Raw genomic sequence first — 19498 nt, 5'->3', positions numbered from 1 at the left:
CAAAGGGCATTTCTTATAAAATGTTTTGTTTTTAACTGTGCATTTACCATGATTACTTAATTAATTCCCTCTATATCCTTAATGCATAAAATTTTATCTGATTCATTCTTCGGTGATCGCTACTTGGGTATGTCGCCGATGGTTGGATTGGTGCCATGCGACTGCGACACTATCGGCGTGCCCGCCTTCCTGCGAAAAAGACATGTGGCGGCAAGGCCTTGGCAGGGGCACCGCCAAATGGCGCGCTCCCCTGGCCCGAAGGTTCCGGCATGCCAAGCGACACACCCACCACCGCCGCCCCGGCGGCATCCGCGACCCAGATTGGTAAAGACCTGCCCTATCTTGAGGTCGGCACCGCCGCCTACCGCCGGATGACGGCCATCCTGTTCGTGGCGGGATTTTCCACCTTCGCCACGCTCTATTGCGTGCAGCCGCTGCTGCCGGATTTCGTGCGCGCCTATGGCATCAGCCCCCCGGGGGCCAGCCTGTCGCTGTCCGTCACCACGGCGGCGCTGGCCGTGGCCCTGCTGGTGGCCGGGGCCATCTCCGACCGCTCGGGGCGTAAGGGCATCATGGTGGCATCATTGGCCCTGTCCGGCGGCCTGGGCCTGGCCAGCGCACTGGCGCCCAGCTGGCCCCTGTTCCTGGTGCTGCGGGCCCTGGCCGGGCTGGCGCTGGGCGGCCTGCCGGCCGTCGCCATGGCCTATGTGGCGGAAGAGGTGAACCCGAAATCCACCGGCCTCACCATGGGCCTGTACATCGGCGGCACCGCCATGGGCGGCATGGCGGGCCGCATCCTGACCGTGCTGATCACCGACATTTCCAGCTGGCGGGTGGCGGTGGGTCTGGTGGGCGCGGTGGGCATCCTCGCCGCCCTCACCGTGGCCACGGCCCTGCCACCGTCACGCCATTTCCGGCAGCGCGAGGGTGGCCTGTGGAGCGGCCTGACCGCCGCCTGGCGCCTGCACCTGTCGGACGGCGGACTGGTCGCCCTGTTCGCCACCGGCTTCCTGGCCATGGGCGCCTTCGTCACCGTGTTCAACTATGTCGGCTTCCGCCTGCAGGCGCCGCCCCTGAGCGCTCCCCCCGCCACGGTGGCCGTGCTGTTTCTGGTTTATGTCTTCGGCATCATCAGCTCGCCCCTGTTCGGCGGCCTGTCCAGCCGCTTCGGCCCCGGCCGGGTGTTGGTGGCGTCGGCCGTGCTGATGCTGGCGGGCCTGGGCATCATGGACATTGCCCGGCTGGACACGCTGGCGCTGGGCCTGGGCCTGTTCACCTTCGCCTTCTTCGGCGTGCATTCGGTGGCATCCGGCTGGATCGGCCTGCGCGCCCGCCAGCACCGGGGCCAAGCCTCCGCCCTCTACCTGTTCGCTTATTATATGGGCTCCACCCTCGCCGGGACGGCTGGCGGCTTTTTCTGGCACGGCTGGGAATGGCCCGGAATCACGCTGTTCGTGGGTGGGCTGCTGGTGCTGCTGATCCTGAACGCCCTGGGCCTGGCGGCCCGGCGCATCGAATAGAACAATATTTTTGTGTTGTATGTGATATATAACACATTGACTTGAGTATATGTGGGCGGTCATACTGGTGGTCACGCGGTAATTCTCGTGAGGATGTCATGGCCGCCAGCCCCGCCCACCCCTCGCCCGATGACGGCGGTCTCTTCGTGCCAGATGACGTGCCCCCGGCCCTGGCCGACCTGCTGCGGGAGATCGGGCCGCCCCGGTACCGCGACGTCCCCCTGGACGCCTTGCGTTCCGGCTATGTCGAAAGCCGCCGCCCCCTGGCGCCAGAGCCACCGGCCCTGGCCTCGGTCATGGACCAGATCATCGGTGGGCCGGCCGGGCCCCTGCGGGTGCGCATCTATCGCGCCAATTTCGGCTGGCGGCCGGTTCCGGCGCTGCTGTTCCTGCATGGCGGCGGCTGGACCATCGGCAGTCTGGAAAGCCATGACACCCTGTGCCGCCAGCTGGCGGCGGCCTCCGGCCACACCGTGGTGGCGGTGGATTACCGCCTGGCACCGGAACATCCCTATCCCGCCGCCCTGGACGACGCCTGGGCCGCCCTGACCTGGCTGGCCGCCAGTGCCGAGCGCCTGGCCATCGACCCGCTGGCCATCGGCGTGGCTGGCGACAGCGCCGGCGGCAACCTGGCCGCCGTGCTGGCGCTGAAGGCGCGGGACGAGGGCGGGCCGCACCTGAAGACCCAGGTGCTGATCTATCCCTGCACGGATCTCAACGCCGATCGCCCGTCCCACCACCGCCGCGCCAACGGCTATCTCATGAGCCGGGAGCAGTACCTATGGTACGTGGATAACTACGTGAACGGCGCCGACCGCAATGACTGGCGCCTGTCGCCGCTGCTGGCCGACAGCCTGGCCGGGTTGCCGCCCGCCGTCATCCTGACCGCCGGCCTGGACGTGTTGCAGGATGAGGGGCGGGAGTACGCCGCCCGCCTGGCCGGCAGCGGGGTGCCCGTGCTGCACACCGTCTATCCGGACATGGTGCACGGCTTCATCACCCTAGGCGGCCGCCTGCCCCAGGCGCAAAAGGCGGTGGCCGATATCGCCAAAGGCCTGGCATCCTTCGACATTTACAATTTCATCGACGGCGCGGGGATTTGATACGCTGCCCCCGACTGAAGGGGGATGAGGAACCATGGCGACCAAGGGAACACCGGCGGTGCGCGCGGTGGAGGCGGCGGGCGTGGCCTATCGCCTGCTGGAATATGACTACGACCCCAACGCCGCCGCCATCGGCCTGGCCGCGGCGGAAGCGCTGGGGCTGGATCCCGCCCTGGTCTACAAGACCCTGGTCTGCCAGCTGGAGGGCGGGCCGGGGGGTCTGGCCTGCGCCATCATCCCGGCCGGGGCGCGCCTGGACCTGAAGGCTCTGGCGGCGGCGGCCAAGGCCAAGAAGTCGGACCTGGCGCCCCAGGCGGTGGCGGAGCGCAGCAGCGGCTATGTCGTGGGCGGCATCAGCCCCCTGGGCCAGCGGCGGACCCTGCCGACCTTTCTGGACCGGTCGGCGGAGGCGCTGACGGAGATCATCGTCAACGGCGGGCGCCGGGGCCTGCAGCTGGCCCTGGCGCCCACCGACCTGGTCAAGGCCGCCAACGCCTGCTGGGCCGACATCACGGCCTGATCCCAACCTTACGCCCTGTTGCCAAAGCCGGCGCCCAGCCGGAACATGGCCCCCATCCGAACGGCGCCCACATCAAGAGGCGCCGCCGGTCGGGAGGAAGCATGTCGCATGTCCGCAGCGCCGTCCGGGCCTGGCGCCTGGCCACGGTCGCGTTCGTGGTTCTGGTTTGTGCCCTGGCTTGGAACCGGCGAGCCATGGCCGGCGCGGTGGAGAGCGAGGCCAGCGCCCCGCCGCTTTCCATCATCTACCCCCGATACGTGGAATCCGGCGACGACCCCCGTGCCGATTATCCCCTGGGCCTGCTACGCCTGGCGCTGGATGAGATGGGCGCCCGCTACACCCTGCGGCCCAGCGACACCCTGATGGAACGCACCCGTGCCGTGGCGGCGCTGAAGGCGGGCGCCATCATCAACCTTGCCTGGGTGGGCAGCAACGCGGAACTGGAGCATGAACTGCGTCCCATCCGTATCCCCATCTACCGGGGCCTGCTGGGCTATCGCCTGTTCATCATCCGCCGGCAGGACCAGCCCCGTTTCACCGCCGTGCGGAGCCTGGACGACTTGCGCCAACTGACGGCCGGCCAGGGCCTGGGCTGGACGGACGTGGACATCTTCCAGGCCGCCGGGCTGCCGGTCGAGACCTTCCGCTATGACCTGCTGTTCCGCCTCATGCAGCAGGGACGCCTGGACTATTTCCCCCGCAGCGCCAGTGAGATCTATGCCGAGCTTGCGGCGCATGCCGCCGACTGCCCGGATCTGGTGGTGGAGGACAGCCTGCTGCTGGTCTATCGGCTGCCGCTGTATTTCTTCACCAACAAGAAGGACGAGGCCCTGGCTGCCACCATCGAGGAGGGGCTGCGCCGGGCCTACGACGACGGGTCCTTCCTGAAATACTTCAACGAGCATCCGGCCATCCGGAAGCTGCTGGCCGAGGCGCACCTGGACAGCCGCCGGCGCATCGACATTCCCAACCCCGTCCAGTCGCCGGAGACGGCCGCCCTGCCGGACACATACTGGTTCGACCGGTAGAGCACGCGCCTTTAGAACGCCGCCAGCGCCGCCGCCAGGCGGTTCAGCGCGCCCACGTCCGCCGCAAGGCCCACGCGCAGCCAGGCCTGGCAGCCGGCATGTTCCGGAAAGGGCCGCGTCCACAGGCCGGCCTGGGCCAGATGCCGCCAAAGGGCGGCAGCGTCACCGGCATCCACCAGCCGATACAGCGCCGTGCCGCCGATGACGCGCAGGCCCCCAGCCCGCAGCACACCGTCCAGCGCGTCCGCCGCCGCCGCCAGCCGCCGCCGCGTGGCGGCCTGCCAGCCCAGGTCGGCAAGCGCCGCCGCGCCCACCGCCAGGGCGGGGCCGCTGACGGCCCAGGACCCCAGCGCCAGGCGCACCGCATCCAGCAGCGCCGGCGGCGCCAGGACGAAACCCAGGCGCACGCCGCCCAGGCCGAAGAACTTGCCGAAGGATCGCAGGATGACCAGCCCCGGCGCGCCGGCTTGGCGGCAGAGGCTGCGGGTGGGGTCCAGGTCGGCATAGGCCTCATCGACCACCAGCCAGCCGCCGCGCGCGGCCAGCCGTGCCGCCCAGTCCAACAGTGCGGCCGCGTCCCAGGTACGGCCATCGGGATTGTTGGGATTGCACAGCACCACCACGTCGGCGGCGTCCACTGCATCCCCAGGTGCCGTCACGGCGCGCACGGTATGGCCGGCGGCGGTCCACGCGCGGGCGTGATCGCCATAGGTGGGACCGACGATGGCCACGTCCCCGGAGCTGCGCAGGCGCGGCAGGGTCTGGATCAGCAGTTCCGATCCCGGCGCCGCCACCAGGCTGTCCGGCCCCGGCGCGCTATAGGCCACGGCCGCCGCCGCCAGCAGCGCCCGCAGGTCACCGCGCGTGGGCAAGGCCGTCCAGGCCGCGGGCGGGATGGGGGGCAAGGGATAGGGCCAGGGATTGATGCCGGTGCTGAGATCAACCCAGGGGCCGGGCGCATCGGGAAACAGGGCGGCCGCCTGGGTCAGGTCGCCGCCATGACGGATCTGGATTTCGGGCGGCATCATGCTAAACCCCAGACATCATGAGCGTCTTCCCCACCCTTTACCCCGCCCTGCCCTGGCTGGCCCTGGCCGCCCTGGCGCTGGAGGCCCTGCTGGGCTATCCCGACGCCCTGTATGCCCGCATCCGCCATCCGGTGGTGTGGATCGGCGCTTTGATCGGCCGGCTGGACCGCGCCTGGAACCAGGCGGAATGGCCGGTGGCCTGGCGCAAGGCGGCCGGCATCGCGGCCGAACTGTTGCTGGTGGGGGTGGCGCTGGCCGTCGGCGTCCTGCTGCAATCCTTGCTGGCGCGCCTGGGCGGCCTTTGGGGGACCGTGGCGACGGGCTTGGTGGCCAGCAGCCTGCTGGCCCAGCGCAGCCTGCACCGCTTCGTCGCCGCCGTGCCGCGCGCTCTGCGCCAGCGCGGGCTGGAGGGCGGGCGGGAGGCGGTGTCGCACATCGTTGGCCGCAACCCCGCCAGCCTGGATGAGGCCGGCGTGGCCCGCGCGGCCATCGAAAGCCTGGCGGAGAATTTCTCCGACGGGGTGGTGGCGCCGGCCTTCTGGCTGGCGGTGGGTGGCCTGCCGGGCTTGCTGGCGTACAAGGCCATCAACACCGCCGACAGCATGGTGGGCCACCACACGCCCCGGCATGAGGCCTATGGCTGGGCGGCGGCCCGGCTGGACGACGTGGTGAACCTGCCGGCCTCGCGCCTGACGGCGCTGCTGCTGGTGCTGGCGGCCTGGACGCGCGGGTCCGTACAGGCCAAGGCGGCGCTGTCCGCCGTCCGCCGTGACGCCGGCCATCACCGCAGCCCCAACGCCGGCTGGCCGGAGGCCGCCATGGCGGGCGCCCTGGGCCTGCGCCTGGCCGGACCCCGCACCTATGGCGACGTGCGGGTGGACGACCACTGGATGGGCGACGGCCGGGCCGAGGCCACCGCCGCCGACATCGAGGCCGGCCTCAGCCTCTACCGCCGCAGCCTGGCCCTGCTGTGGGGTCTGGCGCTGGTGTGGGCCTGGGTGCTCTAGCGTTTTCATCTCTGAAACAGCACGTCGGACAGCGGATGCCGCTGTTCCCAATGGACGCGTTCCAGTTCGGGCACGTCGTCCGGCTCGGCGGGATAGCCGATGCAGAGATAGCCCACCAGGCGCCACTCCGCCGGCACCGCCAGCAGGCCGTTCATCACCTCCGGCCGCAGGATGGAAACCCAGCCCAGGCCGATCCCCTCCACCCGCGCCGCCAGCCACAGGGTCTGGATGGCCGCCACGGCGGAATAGGCCAGGGTCTCGGGCATCGTGCGGCGGCCCAGGCCGGCGCCCTGCGCCGGGTCGGGGTCGATGAACACCGCCAGGTGGCAGGGCGCCTCACGCAAACCGGCCAGCTTCAGGCTGGCGTAGAGGCGGGCGCGGTCCGGCCCCTGGGCCGCCAGCGCCGCGGCGTTGCAGCGCTCGAACTCCGCCCGTACGGCATCGCGGCGGACGGGATCGTCCACGCGGACAAAACGCCAGGGCTGGCTGAGCCCAACGGATGGCGCCAGGCAGGCAAGATCCAGCAGGCGTTCCAGCAGGCCGTCCGGCAGGGGGTCGGTCCGGAAGCGCCGCACGTCGCGCCGCCAGACCAGCAGGTCCCGGAAATGGGACCGGAAGTCGGCGTCGAAGTCGGGGCACGGCCTGTCGGGGGCGGTCATCGGCTGATGGCCCATAGCGCGTCGAGATCCAGGTGGCGTTCGGCGGCCATGGCCAGCTCATCCAGCGCCGCCTCCACCGTGCCGTCGTAACTATCGAGGCCGGGGGCCACGTTCCATCGCCGCAGCCAGGCCGCCCGCTGGGCGTCATGGCCGAACAGGCCGTGGACATAGGTGCCGGCGATGCGGCCATCAAGGCTGACAGCCCCTTCCGCCACCATGCCGCCGCCCTCGGTGTCCAGATGCAGCAGCGGCCGGGCGCTATCCGGCCCCTGGGTCACGCCCAGATGCATCTCATAGCCCGTGAGGGCCGACCCGCTGGCGGCATCACGGCCCGTCACCGCCCGCAGGGTCTTGGCTGGGGCCAGCACGGTTTCAACGTCCAGGTAGCCCAGGCCGGCGGCGGTGCCGGGTGGCCCCTCGATGCCGTCGGGGTCGGCCACGGTGCGGCCCAGCATCTGATAGCCGCCGCACAGGCCAAGCACCCAGCCGCCCCGGCGCACGTGGCCCGCCAGGTCGATGTCCCACCCCTGCGCACGGAAGAAGGCCAGGTCGGCCAGCGTCGCCTTGGACCCCGGCAGGATGACGCCGTGGGCGTCGCCCGGCAGGGGCCGGCCGGGGGGCACCATCGCCACCGTGACACCCGGTTCCAGCCGCAAGGGGTCGAGGTCATCGAAATTGGCGATGCGCGACAGCATGGGCACCGCGATGCGCAAGGGCCCACCGGAGGCGCGCTTCGCCCAGTGGGCCAAGTCCATGCCGTCCTCGGCCGGCAGGCGGGCCGCCGCCGGCTGGTGCGGCATGACGCCGAAGCAGGGCCAGCTGGTGCGGGCCTCGATCTCCGTCACGCCCTTTTCGAACAGGCGGACGTCGCCGCGGAACTTGTTGATGAGGAAGCCGCGGATCTGGGCGCGATCCTCCACGTCCAGCACGCGATGGGTGCCCACCAGGCTGGCGATGACGCCGCCCCGGTCGATGTCGCCGGCCAATACCACCGGTACGCCGGCCGCGCGAGCGAAGCCCATGTTGGCGATGTCGCCGGCGCGCAGGTTGGTTTCCGCCGGGCTGCCCGCCCCCTCCACCACCACCAGGTCGCACTCCCCCCGCAGGCGGTGGAAGCTTTCCAGCACGGCCGGCAGCAGCTCCCCCTTGCGGCGCTGGTAGGCGGAGGCCTGGGCATTGCCCAGCACGCGGCCACGCAGCACCAGTTGCGCGCCCAGGTCCGTCTGCGGCTTCAGCAGCACCGGGTTCATGTCCACCGAGGGTGCCACACCGCAGGCGCGGGCCTGCAGCGCCTGGGCGCGGCCGATCTCCCCCCCATCCGGCGTCACGGCGGCGTTGTTGGACATGTTCTGCGGCTTGAATGGGCGCACCCGCAGGCCGCGCCGCGTGTAGGCCCGGGCCAGGGCCGCCACCAGCAGCGACTTGCCCACATCCGAACCGGTGCCCTGGATCATCAGGGCGCGGGCGCCCCCGGTGGTGCGGTCGGCCATCAGAAGTCGATCCCGCGCTGCGCCTTGATCCCAGCCTGGAAGGGATGCTTCACCGCCTGGAACTCCGTCACCAGATCGGCGGCCTCGATGATCTCGGGCTTGGCGTTGCGGCCGGTGACCAGGACATGGGTGTCGGGCAGGCGGGCGTTCAGCCCGGCCAGCACCTCGGCCACATCCAGGTAGCCGTAGCGCAGCACGATGTTGATCTCGTCCAGCACCACCAGGTGGTACTGCGGGTCGGCCAGCATGCGGCGGCCCAGCTCCCACGCGCGGACGGCGGCGGCGATGTCACGTTCCTTGTCCTGGGTGTCCCAGGTGAAGCCCTCGCCCATCACATGGTGGTCGATCAGGTCGGAAAAGCGCGTCAGCGCCGTCTGCTCCCCCGTCGCCCAATTGCCCTTCACGAACTGGATGAATCCCACCCGCAGGCCATAACCGGCGGTGCGCAGCATCATGCCCAGCGCCGCCGTGGTCTTGCCCTTGCCGGGGCCCGTGTGGACCATCAGCAGGCCCTTCTCCCGCGTGGCCTGCGCCACGCGCGCGTCCTGCACCGCCTTGCGCTTCTGCATCTTCTCGCGATGGCGGGCGGCTTCGTCATCCGGGGACTCAAGATCGGCCATGGCTACCTCCTTCCGGTCTTATTTCACTTTCAGGGGCAGGCCCGCCACCGTCAGGAACACCTGCGACGCCGTGGCCGCCAGGCGCTGGTGCAGGCGGCCGGCATGGTCGCGGAAGGCGCGAGCCAGCGCGTTCTCCGGCACGATGCCCATGCCCACTTCATTTCCCACCAGAACGGTGGCGCCCGTACGGGCGGCCAGCGCCGCCTCCAGCGCGGCGACGGCGGCGGCCACGTCCCGGTCGGCCAGCATGACGTTGGTCAGCCATAGCGTCAGGCAATCGACCAGAACCGGCCCATCGCCGGCGGCGGCCAGCGCGCCGGCAAGGTCCAGCAGCACCTCCACCGTCGTCCAGCCGGGCACCCGCTCGGCCTGGTGGCGGCCGATGCGGTCGCGCATTTCGTCATCCCAGGCCTGGGCGGTGGCGATATAGGTCCAGGGGCCCGGCAGGGCGGTCACCAGCCCTTCGGCGAAGCGGCTTTTGCCGGAGCGGGCGCCACCCAGGACCAGGGTGACACCGGAGACGGCCGTGTGCTCGTGCGTCATCAGTCAGTTCCATCCCACCCGGTCTCACGCACCGGTGGTACCAGAGGCCAAGACCGGCCGGAAGGATGGGATAGTCTTTCGACGAGACCGGAGGCCCACGGGCCCCCTGGGGCCCGCATCACCGCTGACCGGTTCCGCCGGGACACCCCGCCCCCGCGACCACGCGCAATGCCGCCGGCGGCAGGTCTCCTGGCTCACGGGTCAGGGCGCCGGCCCGGCCTTCCCAGGTTCCGTTGGAAACCCAGTGGCCAATCCCCGCGCGGCGGGGTGGGCGGCGCTCACCGTTCACAGTTGCGGGGGCAGCCATGGAGTCGGATGCCGGGCATCCCCACCACGTTCCCTTTTCATCCACAGGCGTGCCTCGTGGAACCGTCGGCGTCGGCAGGCTTACGGCAATCGCCCGTACTGGGCAAGGGCGGCGTCGCGACATTTTATCGCAAATATGCAACGGCCAGGCCTTGACACTTGACCTTGAGCGCAAAGGTGTTAGGCATAGACCATAGAGCCTATTACCTATGAGATAGGTTATCCCGCAACATGGTTCGTCCGCCACTTCCTTCCCTGGCCCGCCCGCTGGTGTTCGGCCTGGCCCTCTGGGCGGTCGCCTTGGTGGCGATCGAGGCGCAGGTAATTAGTGGACGGTTCGTTTCTGAATTCCACATCTATGCCGAGGCCACCTGGGCCTGGTGGCGGGGCGCGGAGATTTACGAGGACGGCATCAACGGCTTCCTTTACCTGCCGTCCAGCGCCGTGCTGTTCACCCCCTGGGCCTATCTGCCGCCCCTGCTGGGGGACGCCCTGTGGCGCCTGAGCCTGCTGGCGGTGTGCTGGTGGGGGGTAGCCCGGCTGTGCCGCCTGCTGGCGCCGGCGGACTGCCCGGGGGCGGGCTGGCAACGGCTGTTCGGTGTCGCCCTGCTGGCGGCGCTGCCCATCGGCGTGGTGGATCTGCGCGGCGCCCAGACGGAATTCCTGATGCTGGGCCTGATGCTGGCCGGCCTGGCCGACGTGGCGGAAGGCCGGTGGCGCCGCGCCGCCTTCCTGCTGGCACTGGCCGGCGCGTTCAAGCCGCAGGCCCTGGCCCTGGTCATGCTGGCCTTCGCCCTGTGGCCCCGCCTGCGCCTGTCCCTGGCGCTGTGGCTGGCGGCAGCCCTGGCCCTGCCCCTGGCGCACTGGGACCCCGGTTACGCCCTGGCCGAATATGGCCAGCTGGTGCGCAAGACCATGAGCAGCGCCAACCCCGGCGGCGGCGTCTGGCATGATTTCGCCAATGGCCTGGCCACCCTGGGCCTGCCGCTGGACCTGATGGTGCAGACCGTCATCCGCGCCCTGGCCGGCGTCGCCGTGCTGATCCTGGCACGCGGCACCGTCAGCCGCCTGCCGGCCCCCAAGGCCGCCGCCACCGTGGCGGCGTTGATGGTCACCTATCTGCTGCTGTTCAACCCGCGTACGGTCCTCGGCCATTTCGGCGATATGGCGCTGGTCGCCGGCGCCCTGGCGGGCTGGGAATTCCATGTCCGCCGCAACCGCGCACTGGGCTGGATGCTGGTGCTGCTGTGTTTCGCGCTGACCACCCACGTCTGGACGCGGGGCCTGCACCTGGCCACCGCCACGTGGTTCAAGCCGTTGCTGGCGTGCGGTTTCGGCCTGTACGTGCTGGTCCGCTGGGTGCCTTCCCGGCCTGCCACAGGCCCTCAGGACGCCACCCAGGATGCACTGCGGGAGAGCTTGGCAATTCAAGGTTAGCCGCCTTTACAATTCCCTTCGCCGAAAGATGCAGTGACGCAGACCACAGTTTTGCGATTTGGTGGCGATTGGTCGCGGCATGCCTAAATTCGAACCGTTGCGTATCGAAGTAGGTTCCCCTTAACCGTCAAGCGCGTTAATTATTTGGGGCTGTGCCGGGCGGGGGGCGACCTCGGCCCCTGGGCGTAGCGTTGCATTTTTCCGCATCGCATTGCCGGAGCCCCGTCCTCATGTGGATCGTCGCCTACGCCCTGAGGCGTCCTTATAGTTTCGCCGTGCTGGCCGGCCTGATCACGCTGCTGGGCGTGCTGAGCCTGTTCCGGATGCCCACGGACATCTTCCCCGAGGTGGAGATCCCCACGGTCACCGTGGTGTGGAGCTACTCGGGCCTGGACGCGCAGGAGATGACGGGCAAGATCACCGCCTTTGGTGAGCTGGCCATCATCAACACCGCCGACAACGTGGCGGAGGTGGAATCCGAGACGTCCAACGGCGTGGGCATCATCCGCACCACCTTCCAGCCGGGCGTGAACATCGACCTGGCCATCTCGCAGATCTCCGCCATCTGCCAGACCATCCTGAAGCGCATGCCCACGGGCACTCAGCCGCCGCTGATAGTGCAGTACAGCCGGTCCTCCGTGCCCATCCTGCAGCTGGCCCTGTCGTCCGACACAATGTCCGAGGCGCAGCTGTACGACTATGGCCGCATCACCATCCGGTCGCAGATCAGCGACATCCCCGGCATGCGGCTGCCCCTGCCCTACGGCGGCAACGCGCGCCAGATCATGGTCGACATCGACCCGGACAAGCTGCGCAGCTATGGCCTGACCCCCAATGACGTCAATAAGGCCATCACCGCCCAGAACCTGAACCTGCCGTCCGGTACCGCCAAGATCGGCGACACCGAATACCAGGTGGGCCTGAACAGCTCGCCCATCGCCGTCGATACCTTCAACGACATCCCCCTGCGCGACGTGAACGGCCGCACCGTGTTCATGCGCGACGTGGCCAATGTCCGCGACGGCGCCGCCGTGCAGACCAACGTGGTGCATGCCGACGGCCAGCCCGCCGTGCTGCTGACCATCATGAAGCTGGGTGGCGCCAGCACCCTGGCGGTGGTGGACGAGGTCATGCGCCGGCTGCCGGAGATCCGCAAGGCGGCGCCCGAGGGCATGCGCATCCAGCCGCTGTTCGACCAGACCACCTTCATCAAGCACGCCATGGAAGGCATCCAGCACGAGGGCTTGATCGTCGGCGCCCTGGTGGCCATCCTGATCCTGCTGTTCCTGGGTGGTTGGCGCAGCACGGCCATCGTGCTGACCTCCATCCCGCTGTCCATTCTGACGGCCGTGGCCGTGCTTTCCATGGCCGGCCACACCCTGAACGTGATGACCCTGGGCGGCCTGGCGCTGGCCATCGGCATCCTGGTGGACGACGGCACCGTGGCCATCGAGAACATCCACCGGCACATCGGCATGGGCAAGCCGCTGCGCCAGGCCATCCTGGAAGGCTCGGACGAGGTGGCCTTCCCGGCCCTGGTTTCGACGCTGTGCATCTGTATCGTGTTCGTGCCCATCTTCTTCCTGCACGGTATCGCCAAGTACCTGTTCTCGCCCCTGGCGCTGGCCGTCATCTCCTCCATGCTGATGAGCTACGTGCTGTCGCGGACCCTGGTCCCGGCCATGGCCGCCTGGCTACTGCCGGCGGAACTGCGCGGCCACGGCCATGGCGAGGAGGGCAACCATGGCCACGTTGCGCCCACGACCGGCCTGGCCGGCGCCTGGGCGCGCTTCCATACCGGGTTCGAGCGCGGCTTCGAGGGCCTGCGCCAGCGGTACCTGAGGGTGCTGGGCGGCGGCCTGTCACGGCCGTGGATGGTAACCGGTTTCGCCGTGGTGCTGCTGGTCTGTGCCGCCGCCACCATTCCCTTCGTCGGCACCAACTTCTTCCCCGAGGTCGATGCCGGCCAGTTCCGCCTGCACGTCCGCACCCCCGCCGGCACCCGGCTGGAGGAAGCGTCGCGTCAGTTCGGCGCCATCGAGCGGTCCATCCGCAAGATCATCCCGCCAGAGGAACTGGGCCTGATCATCGACAACATCGGCCTGCCCGACCCGGTGAACCTGGGCCTGACCGACAGCGTCACCGTCAGCTCCGCCGACGGTGAAATCCTGGGTGCCCTGACCGAGAAGCGGTCGCGGCCCACCCATGAGTATGTCGAGCAGATCCGCGCCATGGTGGCCAAGGATTACCCGGGCGTTGAGATCTTCCAAAAGCCCGGCGACATCACCAGCCAGATCCTGAACGGTGCCGTGCCCACCCCCATCGACATCCGCATCATCGGCACGGCCCGCGGGCCCAACGCCCTGATCGCGGAGGACCTACGCCAGCGCTTCAAGAACATCCCGGGCCTGGTGGACGTGACGCTGCGCCAGGTGACGGCCACCCCGGCCTACCGCATCGAGGTCGACCGGGCCCGCGCCGCCGAGCTGGGCCTGACCCAGAACGACGTGGCGCAGGAGGTGCTGGTGTCGCTGGCGTCCTCCGGCGTGGTCAATCCCAGCTACTGGATGGATGTCAATTCGCTGGTCATCTACCCGGTCGTGGTGCAGTCGCCGCAGCGCCTGATGGCCTCGGCCGAGGATCTGCTGAACACTCCCATCCATTCCACACGGGTGACCACGCCGGTGCTGCTGCGCAATGTCGCCAAGCTGGTGCCGACCAAGGTGGCCGCGGACATCAGCCGCACCTCCTTCGCCCCCCGCTACGACGTCATCGCCAACGTCTCCGGCCGTGACCTGGGCTCGGTCGGCCGCGACATCAAGGCCGCCATCGACGCCGTGCGCCCGCAGCTGAAGCCCGGCAACCGCATCGAGATGGGCGGCCAGATCAAGACCATGGAACAGGCCTACGGCGACATCGCCGCCGGCATGGCCCTGGCCGTTGTCTTCGTCTACATGCTGATGGTGGTGAACTTCCAGTCGTGGCTGGACCCGCTGATCGTGCTGGGGGCCACCCCCGCCGCCATCCTGGGCGGCGCCGTCATGCTGCTGCTGACCGGCACCACCTTCAGCGAACCGGCCCTAATGGGTATGATCATGGTCATTGGTGTCGCCACCGCCAACAGCGTGCTGATGGTATCCTTCGCCAACCAGCGGCGCGAACAGGGCCTGACACCCCTGGACGCCATGGCGGAGGCAGGCGGCGCCCGCCTGCGCCCCGTCATGATGACGGCGCTGGCCATGGTGCTGGGCATGATCCCCATGGCCCTGGCGCTGAGCGAGGGTGGCGAGCAGAACGCCCCCCTGGCCCGCGCGGTGATGGGCGGGCTGCTGTTCTCGACACCCATGACCCTGCTGGCGGTTCCAGCGTTGTACGTCCTGCTGCATCGCCGGCGCCATGCCGTGCTTGCCACCACCACCGTTCCCGCCGGCTCGGCCGCCGAGTGATTTTAGGAGTCTGATGATTATGAGCGCCGCCCCTAAGACCACCGTCCGCCGCCGGTCCTGGATGCTGGGCACCGCCGTCGTGGCCCTGGCCGCCATCGGCCTGGTGTCTGCCCCCCACCTGGCCAGCGGCACCAAGGCCCCGCCGGAAGCCCGGCCGCAGGCCCCGCTGCAGGTGAAGACCACCAACCCCAAGCCCGTCAAGTCGTCCGACGGCCTGCTGCTGCCGGCCCAGACCCAGGCCCTGACGGAATACACCGTCTACGCCCGCGTCTCCGGCTATATCGGCAAGCGCCTGGTGGACATCGGCGACGTGGTGAAGGCTGGCCAGACCCTGGCCGTCATCGAGGCGCCCGACCAAGACCAGCAGCTGATGCAGGCCCGCGCCTCGCAGCACCAGGCGGAAGCCAATCTGGCCCTGGCCAAGTCCAACTACAGCCGGTCCAAGTCCCTGCTGGGCGACGGCTGGGTGACGCGCGAGACCTATGACACGCGCGAGTCCGCCCTGAACGCTGCCCAGGCCGACCTGGAGGCCGCCATCGCCAACGTGAAGCGGCTGGAGCAGCTGACCGCCTACAAGACGGTGACGACGGCCATCGACGGCATCATCACCCAGCGCCTGGTGGAACAGGGCGACTTGGTGGTGGCCGACGCCAGCAGCGGCAAGGCCCTGTACCAGGTGTCGCGCCAGGACCACCTACGCCTTGTCATCGACGTGCCTCAGGGCCAGGTGCCAGCCGTGGCGGTGGGCGCCGCGGTGGACGCCAGCTTCGTGGAGTTCCCCGGCCGCAGCTTCCCGGCCAAGGTGGTGCGCATCTCGCACGCGGTGGATAGCACCAGCGGCACCATGCGGGTGGAGGCCGACCTGCCCAATCCCGACCTGACCCTGCCGGCCGGCATGCGCGGCAACGCGCATTTCCCCGAGGCCGGCGCCCGGGTGCTGGCCCTGCCGGTGAACACCATCGTCACCCGGCCGGAAGGCAAGCGCGTCGCCGTGGTCGATGGCGAGGGCAAGGTGCGTTTCCACCCCGTGACCCTGGGCCGTGAGTTCAACACCACGGTCGAGGTGGTGGGCGGCGTCAGCGACAAGGACCGCGTGGTGCTGAACCCCAACACCATGCTGAACGACGGCGACGCCGTGACGGTGGCGGAAGACGCGCCCAAGGACGGCGCGGCGAAGTAAGGGCCTGGCGTCATCGAAAAAAACAAGCGGCCGCTCCCCCCCAGGAGCGGCCGCTTGCTGTTGCGCCGGATGGGCCGGCACCTGGTACAAGCGTAAGGATGAGCCTTACCAGGGCTCGCAGCCCTGGCACTCGATCGGGCTGGCCATGGCGACCTCGCGCTCAGCCGTCATGTGGCTGGTGGCATAGACGCCGACACCGACCAAAACCAGGCACGCCATAACGATCTTCTTGAAAGACATGGATTTTCCCCCATCAAAGCGCCGGTCGGGACAATCCCGATGGCAGGCGAAAGCAGGGGAAAGCAAACCTCGGGCCACTTTTCAGACCCTCTACCATCAGGACAGTTTTCAGGTCTTGAAACGGCAAGCCATTGTTAATCCGTTAAGATTTGAGTTATTAGGAAAGTGGCGGCGCAGTCGCGGGCAATATTATTATTGCCGGTGGGCAATAACGTCTCTTGGCGGGTAGGCAGAAATGACCCATCCTATCGCTCTTTTCCGTCGATTGGGGGCCTGACCCGTGGGCGCCACCGCGAGTTTAATTGGCAGCTTGTTCTTAAGCGTTATCGCGAGTGGTACTGGCCTGTCCAGCGCCGTGGATCAACCCAGCGGCAAACCGGTTATTCAGTTCCTCTATCCTGACGTGGGTCCTTTTCTGCAGGGCGTTTCGGATGGCGAGGCCGTGCGCGGCCCCATCGCCGCCCGGGTAGAGGCATTGGCCGCCAAGGCCGGGTATGAGATCAGCTGGCTAGGGCCCATCCCCCGCAACCGTATTCTCGCGGACTTGCAGGACGGCAGGGCGGCCTGCACCCCCAACGTCATCAAGACACCGGACCGCGAGGCGCGGTTCAAGTTCACCAAGCCCATTTTCCCGCAGATTGACTGGGTGGTCATCACCAAGAAGAACGCGGAGTGGATCAAGGCCTATCCTTCGATCCAAGCGCTGCTGCGCGACAAGGCCCGTGTCTATGGCAGCATGCTGGGCGCGTCCAAGGGGCCGGTGATAGACGCCATGACGGCCGAGGAGGCCAGTCACGTCCGCCCCATCCGCGGCACGCCGTCGGATCTGGTGAAGATGATCGCGTCCGGACATGTGGATTACAGCATCGTATCCGGTTCGGAGGACGCCAAGGCGGCCGCCATCTCGGCCGGCGTCGATCCATCGGAGATCGTCGCCGTCCACTTTCCCGAACTGTCCGCCGTGGGCGCCGGGCGCATCATGTGCGCGCAGACGGTGGGCGACGACCTGATCGCCGCCTTTGACCGGGCGCTGGCTGGCGCACGTTGAACCGGCGTGGGCCCAAGACGGGTGGACGGCAGCGGCCCGGCGGCCCATAAAGGCGGAACGTCCTGTTCTTTCCGGTCTTTCTCGCTGCGATGACGCCCGACACCACCCCGCACGTCCCCGATTCCGAATCCCACAGCTGGGATCCCGACCTGCTGCTGGCCGTCGCCACGACGGAGGAAGGCTGCGCCACCTTGGCCCAGCTGGGCCTGGTGCGCCCTCGCCAAGCGGCGGCCATGGGGCTGGTGCCCCTGCCCCTGGTCTTTCCCGACAAGGAACAGGTTTGGGTGGAGGAGGCGCGGCGGGACGAGCTGCTGGCCACCATCCAGCGCCGGGCGTCCGAAGCCGTGGTGCGCCCTGCCCTTCTGGCCGCCGCCCGTCCGCCCCTGCGGGAGGCGGGATTTGAGATCACCCCGGCCATCGTTCCCGACCGCGTCCGCGTCAGCCAGAGGCTGGAGGTGCGGCTGCCCAGCCTCCCTCATCCCTATCGCCTGAACGTGGACCGCACCTTCTCCGTCGGTGAGCTGTCTGGCCTGGACGGCACGGCCCTGGTCGACCTGGTCAGCACCGATGGCAAGCTGAACGGGCGTCGGCGCGACGCTGAAAGCAGCCTGGCCCGCCGCCTGGCCGAGATCGAGGCGGAGGTGTCAAGCGACGCCGAAGCCCTGGCCGAGATCCGCGACCGCCTGTGGCGCGCCACCCACCACCTGACGGACGCGCCGTCGGTGCTGCGCCGGTGGGAACGGGAGGTGGCCGCCTGGGCGCAGGACCGCATCCACGCCCGCGGCCGCAGCTTCGTCGACAGCCATTTCGACCTGAAGCGCTATGAGGACCTGTTCCCCCTGGCGCGCAGCATGCCCCGCCGCCTGGTGCTGGTGGTGGGGCCGACCAATTCCGGCAAGACCCACCGCGCCATGCAGGCGCTGAAAGACGCCCGCAGCGGCGCCTACCTGGCGCCCTTGCGCCTGCTGGCGCTGGAGATCATGGATCGCCTGAACAAGGAGGGCGTGGCCGCCAACCTGGTGACGGGCGAGGAGGAGATCCGCGTGCCCGGCGCCCGCATCACCGCCTCCACGGTCGAGATGCTGGATCCGGAGAGCCGCCTGGAGGTGGCCGTCATCGACGAGGTCCAGATGCTGGCCGATGCGGAGCGCGGCTGGGCCTGGTCCGCCGCGCTGGTGGGCGTGCCGGCGGAGACGGTGTACCTGCTGGGCTCCCCGGACATCCGCCCGGTGGTCGAGCGCATGGCCCAGTACCTGGGCGAACCGCTGGAGGTGGTGGAGCTGGAGCGCAAGACGCCGCTGAAGCTGATCGACCGCCGGCTGGAGTGGAGCGACGTGCAGGCGGGCGACGCCTTGATCGCCTTTTCCCGGCGAGAGGTTCATTCCGTCCGCGAAACCATCCGCGCCAAGGGCCTGAGCGCCGCCGTGATCTATGGCGCCCTGGCGCCCGAGGTGCGCCGGCGGGAGGCGGAGCGTTTCACCACTGGCGAGGCCGACGTGGTGGTGGCGACGGATGCCATCGGCATGGGCCTGAACCTGCCGGTGCGCCGCGTGCTGTTCACCAGCCTGGAGAAGTTCGACGGGCACGAGGTGCGGCCCCTGTCGGGATCGGAGGTGCGGCAGATCGCCGGCCGAGCCGGCCGTTATGGCAAGTTCGAGGTGGGGGAATACGGCGTCGTCGGGCGCGGCAGTCCCAATGCCCTGCGCCACATGTACAAGGCGGCGGATGAGAAGGTGCACGCCGCCCTGCCCCTGACCCTGCGGCCCACCCGCGCCATGATGGAACGCCTGGCGACCTATGTCGGCACCGACCGCCTGGTGCCCCTGGTGGACTGCTTCGCCGCCGCTGATACCAAGGGGTCACCCTACGCCCTGGCCGACCTGGCGCCGGTGCGCAAGATGGCGGTGGCCCTGGACGCCCGCCGCCTGGACTTCGACCGCCGCCTGACCCTGCTGTTCATGCCGGCGGACCTGGACCGCGAGACCGACGCCGACCTGGTCTATGGCATTTGCCGCGCCCTGGAGCGGGAACAGCCCCTGCCACTGGACAGCGTGGCCGGCAAGCGCATCGACAGCCTGGATGACCTGGGGCTGGAGGCACAGTCACGCATCTGCGACCTTTATTACTGGGCGACCCGCAAGTTCTCCGCCTACTTCCCCGACCGTGAGGCCGTCACCGAGCGCCGCGCCGCCGTGGCCGAACGCCTGGCCCAGGTCCTGGCCATGCGCAGCCGCGCCCGCGCCGCCGGTGAAGGCCCCCACAAGCCCAAGCCCGGTTTCAGGGGAGCGCCCCGGAAGCGCTATGGGCCCAAGCGGAAGTAACG

At 69.1% G+C, this 19498-nt stretch carries 16 protein-coding genes and 1 riboswitch; of the genes, 10 read left to right on the top strand and 6 right to left on the bottom strand.

The genetic code is table 11. The features are described from left to right. The first annotated feature begins 269 nt into the window (after positions 1 to 269). The 4 genes from FBZ88_RS13920 (at position 270) to FBZ88_RS13905 (ending at position 4171) form a co-directional block, all read left to right on the top strand. A complete protein-coding gene (locus FBZ88_RS13920) occupies positions 270 to 1520 on the top strand; it encodes an MFS transporter (protein WP_145617613.1) in 1251 nt (416 codons plus the stop codon). 98 nt (positions 1521 to 1618) lie between these two features. After that, entirely contained in the window at positions 1619 to 2623 is a 1005-nt protein-coding gene (locus tag FBZ88_RS13915; RefSeq protein ID WP_145617612.1) for an alpha/beta hydrolase, read from the top strand. Positions 2624 to 2657: 34 nt separating this feature from the next. Further along, positions 2658 to 3143, top strand: coding sequence for a Cys-tRNA(Pro) deacylase (gene ybaK, locus FBZ88_RS13910; protein ID WP_145617610.1), 486 nt, complete (start codon positions 2658 to 2660; stop codon positions 3141 to 3143). Positions 3144 to 3244: 101 nt separating this feature from the next. After that, a complete protein-coding gene (locus FBZ88_RS13905) occupies positions 3245 to 4171 on the top strand; it encodes a substrate-binding periplasmic protein (protein ID WP_145617609.1) in 927 nt (308 codons plus the stop codon). A gap of 11 nt (positions 4172 to 4182) precedes the next feature. On the opposite strand, the gene cobD is transcribed toward FBZ88_RS13905, so the two are convergent. Then, on the bottom strand, positions 4183 to 5199 hold the full coding sequence (gene cobD / locus FBZ88_RS13900; protein WP_211102656.1) for a threonine-phosphate decarboxylase CobD: 1017 nt from the start codon (positions 5197 to 5199) through the stop codon (positions 4183 to 4185). A gap of 17 nt (positions 5200 to 5216) precedes the next feature. On the opposite strand from cobD, the gene cbiB reads away from it, so the two are divergent. Next, complete coding sequence (gene cbiB / locus FBZ88_RS13895) at positions 5217 to 6206, top strand: adenosylcobinamide-phosphate synthase CbiB (RefSeq protein ID WP_145617608.1); 990 nt, start codon at positions 5217 to 5219, stop codon at positions 6204 to 6206. Between the two features lie 5 nt (positions 6207 to 6211). On the opposite strand, the gene bluB is transcribed toward cbiB, so the two are convergent. The 4 genes from bluB to cobU are packed head-to-tail and all read right to left on the bottom strand — an operon-like array spanning position 6212 to position 9518. Next, a complete protein-coding gene (bluB, locus tag FBZ88_RS13890) occupies positions 6212 to 6865 on the bottom strand; it encodes a 5,6-dimethylbenzimidazole synthase (protein WP_145617606.1) in 654 nt (217 codons plus the stop codon). After that, positions 6862 to 8355 (bottom strand): cobyric acid synthase, encoded by a 1494-nt coding sequence (locus FBZ88_RS13885; protein ID WP_145617605.1) that lies wholly within the window; start codon positions 8353 to 8355, stop codon positions 6862 to 6864. The genes bluB and FBZ88_RS13885 overlap by 4 nt, the downstream gene beginning before the upstream one ends. Continuing rightward, positions 8355 to 8975, bottom strand: a complete 621-nt coding sequence (gene cobO, locus FBZ88_RS13880; protein ID WP_088875070.1) for a cob(I)yrinic acid a,c-diamide adenosyltransferase — start codon at positions 8973 to 8975, stop codon at positions 8355 to 8357. The genes FBZ88_RS13885 and cobO overlap by 1 nt, the downstream gene beginning before the upstream one ends. 18 nt (positions 8976 to 8993) lie before the next feature. After that, the gene (cobU, locus tag FBZ88_RS13875) at positions 8994 to 9518 is read right to left on the bottom strand and encodes a bifunctional adenosylcobinamide kinase/adenosylcobinamide-phosphate guanylyltransferase (protein WP_145617604.1); all 525 of its coding nucleotides are present in this window, start codon (positions 9516 to 9518) and stop codon (positions 8994 to 8996) included. A 162-nt stretch (positions 9519 to 9680) separates the two neighbouring features. After that, positions 9681 to 9907, bottom strand: a riboswitch (cobalamin riboswitch). Between the two features lie 148 nt (positions 9908 to 10055). On the opposite strand from cobU, the gene FBZ88_RS13870 reads away from it, so the two are divergent. The 3 genes from FBZ88_RS13870 to FBZ88_RS13860 all read left to right on the top strand — a co-directional run bounded on the left by FBZ88_RS13870 (position 10056) and on the right by FBZ88_RS13860 (position 15887). Then, positions 10056 to 11261, top strand: a complete 1206-nt coding sequence (locus FBZ88_RS13870; RefSeq protein WP_145617603.1) for a glycosyltransferase 87 family protein — start codon at positions 10056 to 10058, stop codon at positions 11259 to 11261. Between the two features lie 230 nt (positions 11262 to 11491). After that, positions 11492 to 14707, top strand: a complete 3216-nt coding sequence (locus FBZ88_RS13865) for an efflux RND transporter permease subunit (protein WP_145617602.1) — start codon at positions 11492 to 11494, stop codon at positions 14705 to 14707. A gap of 19 nt (positions 14708 to 14726) precedes the next feature. Then, positions 14727 to 15887, top strand: coding sequence for an efflux RND transporter periplasmic adaptor subunit (locus FBZ88_RS13860; RefSeq protein ID WP_186464394.1), 1161 nt, complete (start codon positions 14727 to 14729; stop codon positions 15885 to 15887). A 105-nt stretch (positions 15888 to 15992) separates the two neighbouring features. Here FBZ88_RS13860 and FBZ88_RS31340 read toward each other — a convergent pair whose 3' ends face one another. Beyond that, positions 15993 to 16127 (bottom strand): hypothetical protein, encoded by a 135-nt coding sequence (locus FBZ88_RS31340; RefSeq protein WP_281290137.1) that lies wholly within the window; start codon positions 16125 to 16127, stop codon positions 15993 to 15995. A gap of 442 nt (positions 16128 to 16569) precedes the next feature. Between FBZ88_RS31340 and FBZ88_RS13855 the strand changes: the two genes are divergently transcribed. Both FBZ88_RS13855 and FBZ88_RS13850 read left to right on the top strand, forming a co-directional pair. Further along, the gene (locus FBZ88_RS13855; RefSeq protein ID WP_186464393.1) at positions 16570 to 17175 is read left to right on the top strand and encodes a substrate-binding periplasmic protein; all 606 of its coding nucleotides are present in this window, start codon (positions 16570 to 16572) and stop codon (positions 17173 to 17175) included. An 89-nt stretch (positions 17176 to 17264) separates the two neighbouring features. Then, entirely contained in the window at positions 17265 to 19496 is a 2232-nt protein-coding gene (locus tag FBZ88_RS13850; protein WP_145617598.1) for a helicase-related protein, read from the top strand. Positions 19497 to 19498 lie beyond the last annotated feature (2 nt).

Source organism: Nitrospirillum bahiense, from assembly GCF_007828025.1.
Taxonomy (GTDB): Bacteria; Pseudomonadota; Alphaproteobacteria; order Azospirillales; family Azospirillaceae; genus Nitrospirillum; species Nitrospirillum amazonense.
The sequence above is the reverse complement of the archived record's forward strand: the minus strand, read 5'-3'. Positions and strand labels throughout refer to the sequence as shown.

What these genes read in the sequence shown, in the direction of transcription:
- FBZ88_RS13850 (WP_145617598.1), top strand. Translation starts at nt 17,265, where the DNA reads ATGACGCCCGACACCACCCCGCACGTCCCCGATTCCGAATCCCACAGC.
- FBZ88_RS13870 (WP_145617603.1), top strand. Translation starts at nt 10,056, where the DNA reads ATGGTTCGTCCGCCACTTCCTTCCCTGGCCCGCCCGCTGGTGTTCGGC.
- FBZ88_RS13865 (WP_145617602.1), top strand. Translation starts at nt 11,492, where the DNA reads ATGTGGATCGTCGCCTACGCCCTGAGGCGTCCTTATAGTTTCGCCGTG.
- FBZ88_RS13915 (WP_145617612.1), top strand. Translation starts at nt 1,619, where the DNA reads ATGGCCGCCAGCCCCGCCCACCCCTCGCCCGATGACGGCGGTCTCTTC.
- bluB (WP_145617606.1), bottom strand. Translation starts at nt 6,865, where the DNA reads ATGACCGCCCCCGACAGGCCGTGCCCCGACTTCGACGCCGACTTCCGG.
- FBZ88_RS31340 (WP_281290137.1), bottom strand. Translation starts at nt 16,127, where the DNA reads ATGTCTTTCAAGAAGATCGTTATGGCGTGCCTGGTTTTGGTCGGTGTC.
- FBZ88_RS13905 (WP_145617609.1), top strand. Translation starts at nt 3,245, where the DNA reads ATGTCGCATGTCCGCAGCGCCGTCCGGGCCTGGCGCCTGGCCACGGTC.
- ybaK (WP_145617610.1), top strand. Translation starts at nt 2,658, where the DNA reads ATGGCGACCAAGGGAACACCGGCGGTGCGCGCGGTGGAGGCGGCGGGC.
- cobO (WP_088875070.1), bottom strand. Translation starts at nt 8,975, where the DNA reads ATGGCCGATCTTGAGTCCCCGGATGACGAAGCCGCCCGCCATCGCGAG.
- FBZ88_RS13885 (WP_145617605.1), bottom strand. Translation starts at nt 8,355, where the DNA reads ATGGCCGACCGCACCACCGGGGGCGCCCGCGCCCTGATGATCCAGGGC.
- cobD (WP_211102656.1), bottom strand. Translation starts at nt 5,199, where the DNA reads ATGATGCCGCCCGAAATCCAGATCCGTCATGGCGGCGACCTGACCCAG.
- cbiB (WP_145617608.1), top strand. Translation starts at nt 5,217, where the DNA reads ATGAGCGTCTTCCCCACCCTTTACCCCGCCCTGCCCTGGCTGGCCCTG.
- cobU (WP_145617604.1), bottom strand. Translation starts at nt 9,518, where the DNA reads ATGACGCACGAGCACACGGCCGTCTCCGGTGTCACCCTGGTCCTGGGT.
- FBZ88_RS13920 (WP_145617613.1), top strand. Translation starts at nt 270, where the DNA reads ATGCCAAGCGACACACCCACCACCGCCGCCCCGGCGGCATCCGCGACC.
- FBZ88_RS13860 (WP_186464394.1), top strand. Translation starts at nt 14,727, where the DNA reads ATGAGCGCCGCCCCTAAGACCACCGTCCGCCGCCGGTCCTGGATGCTG.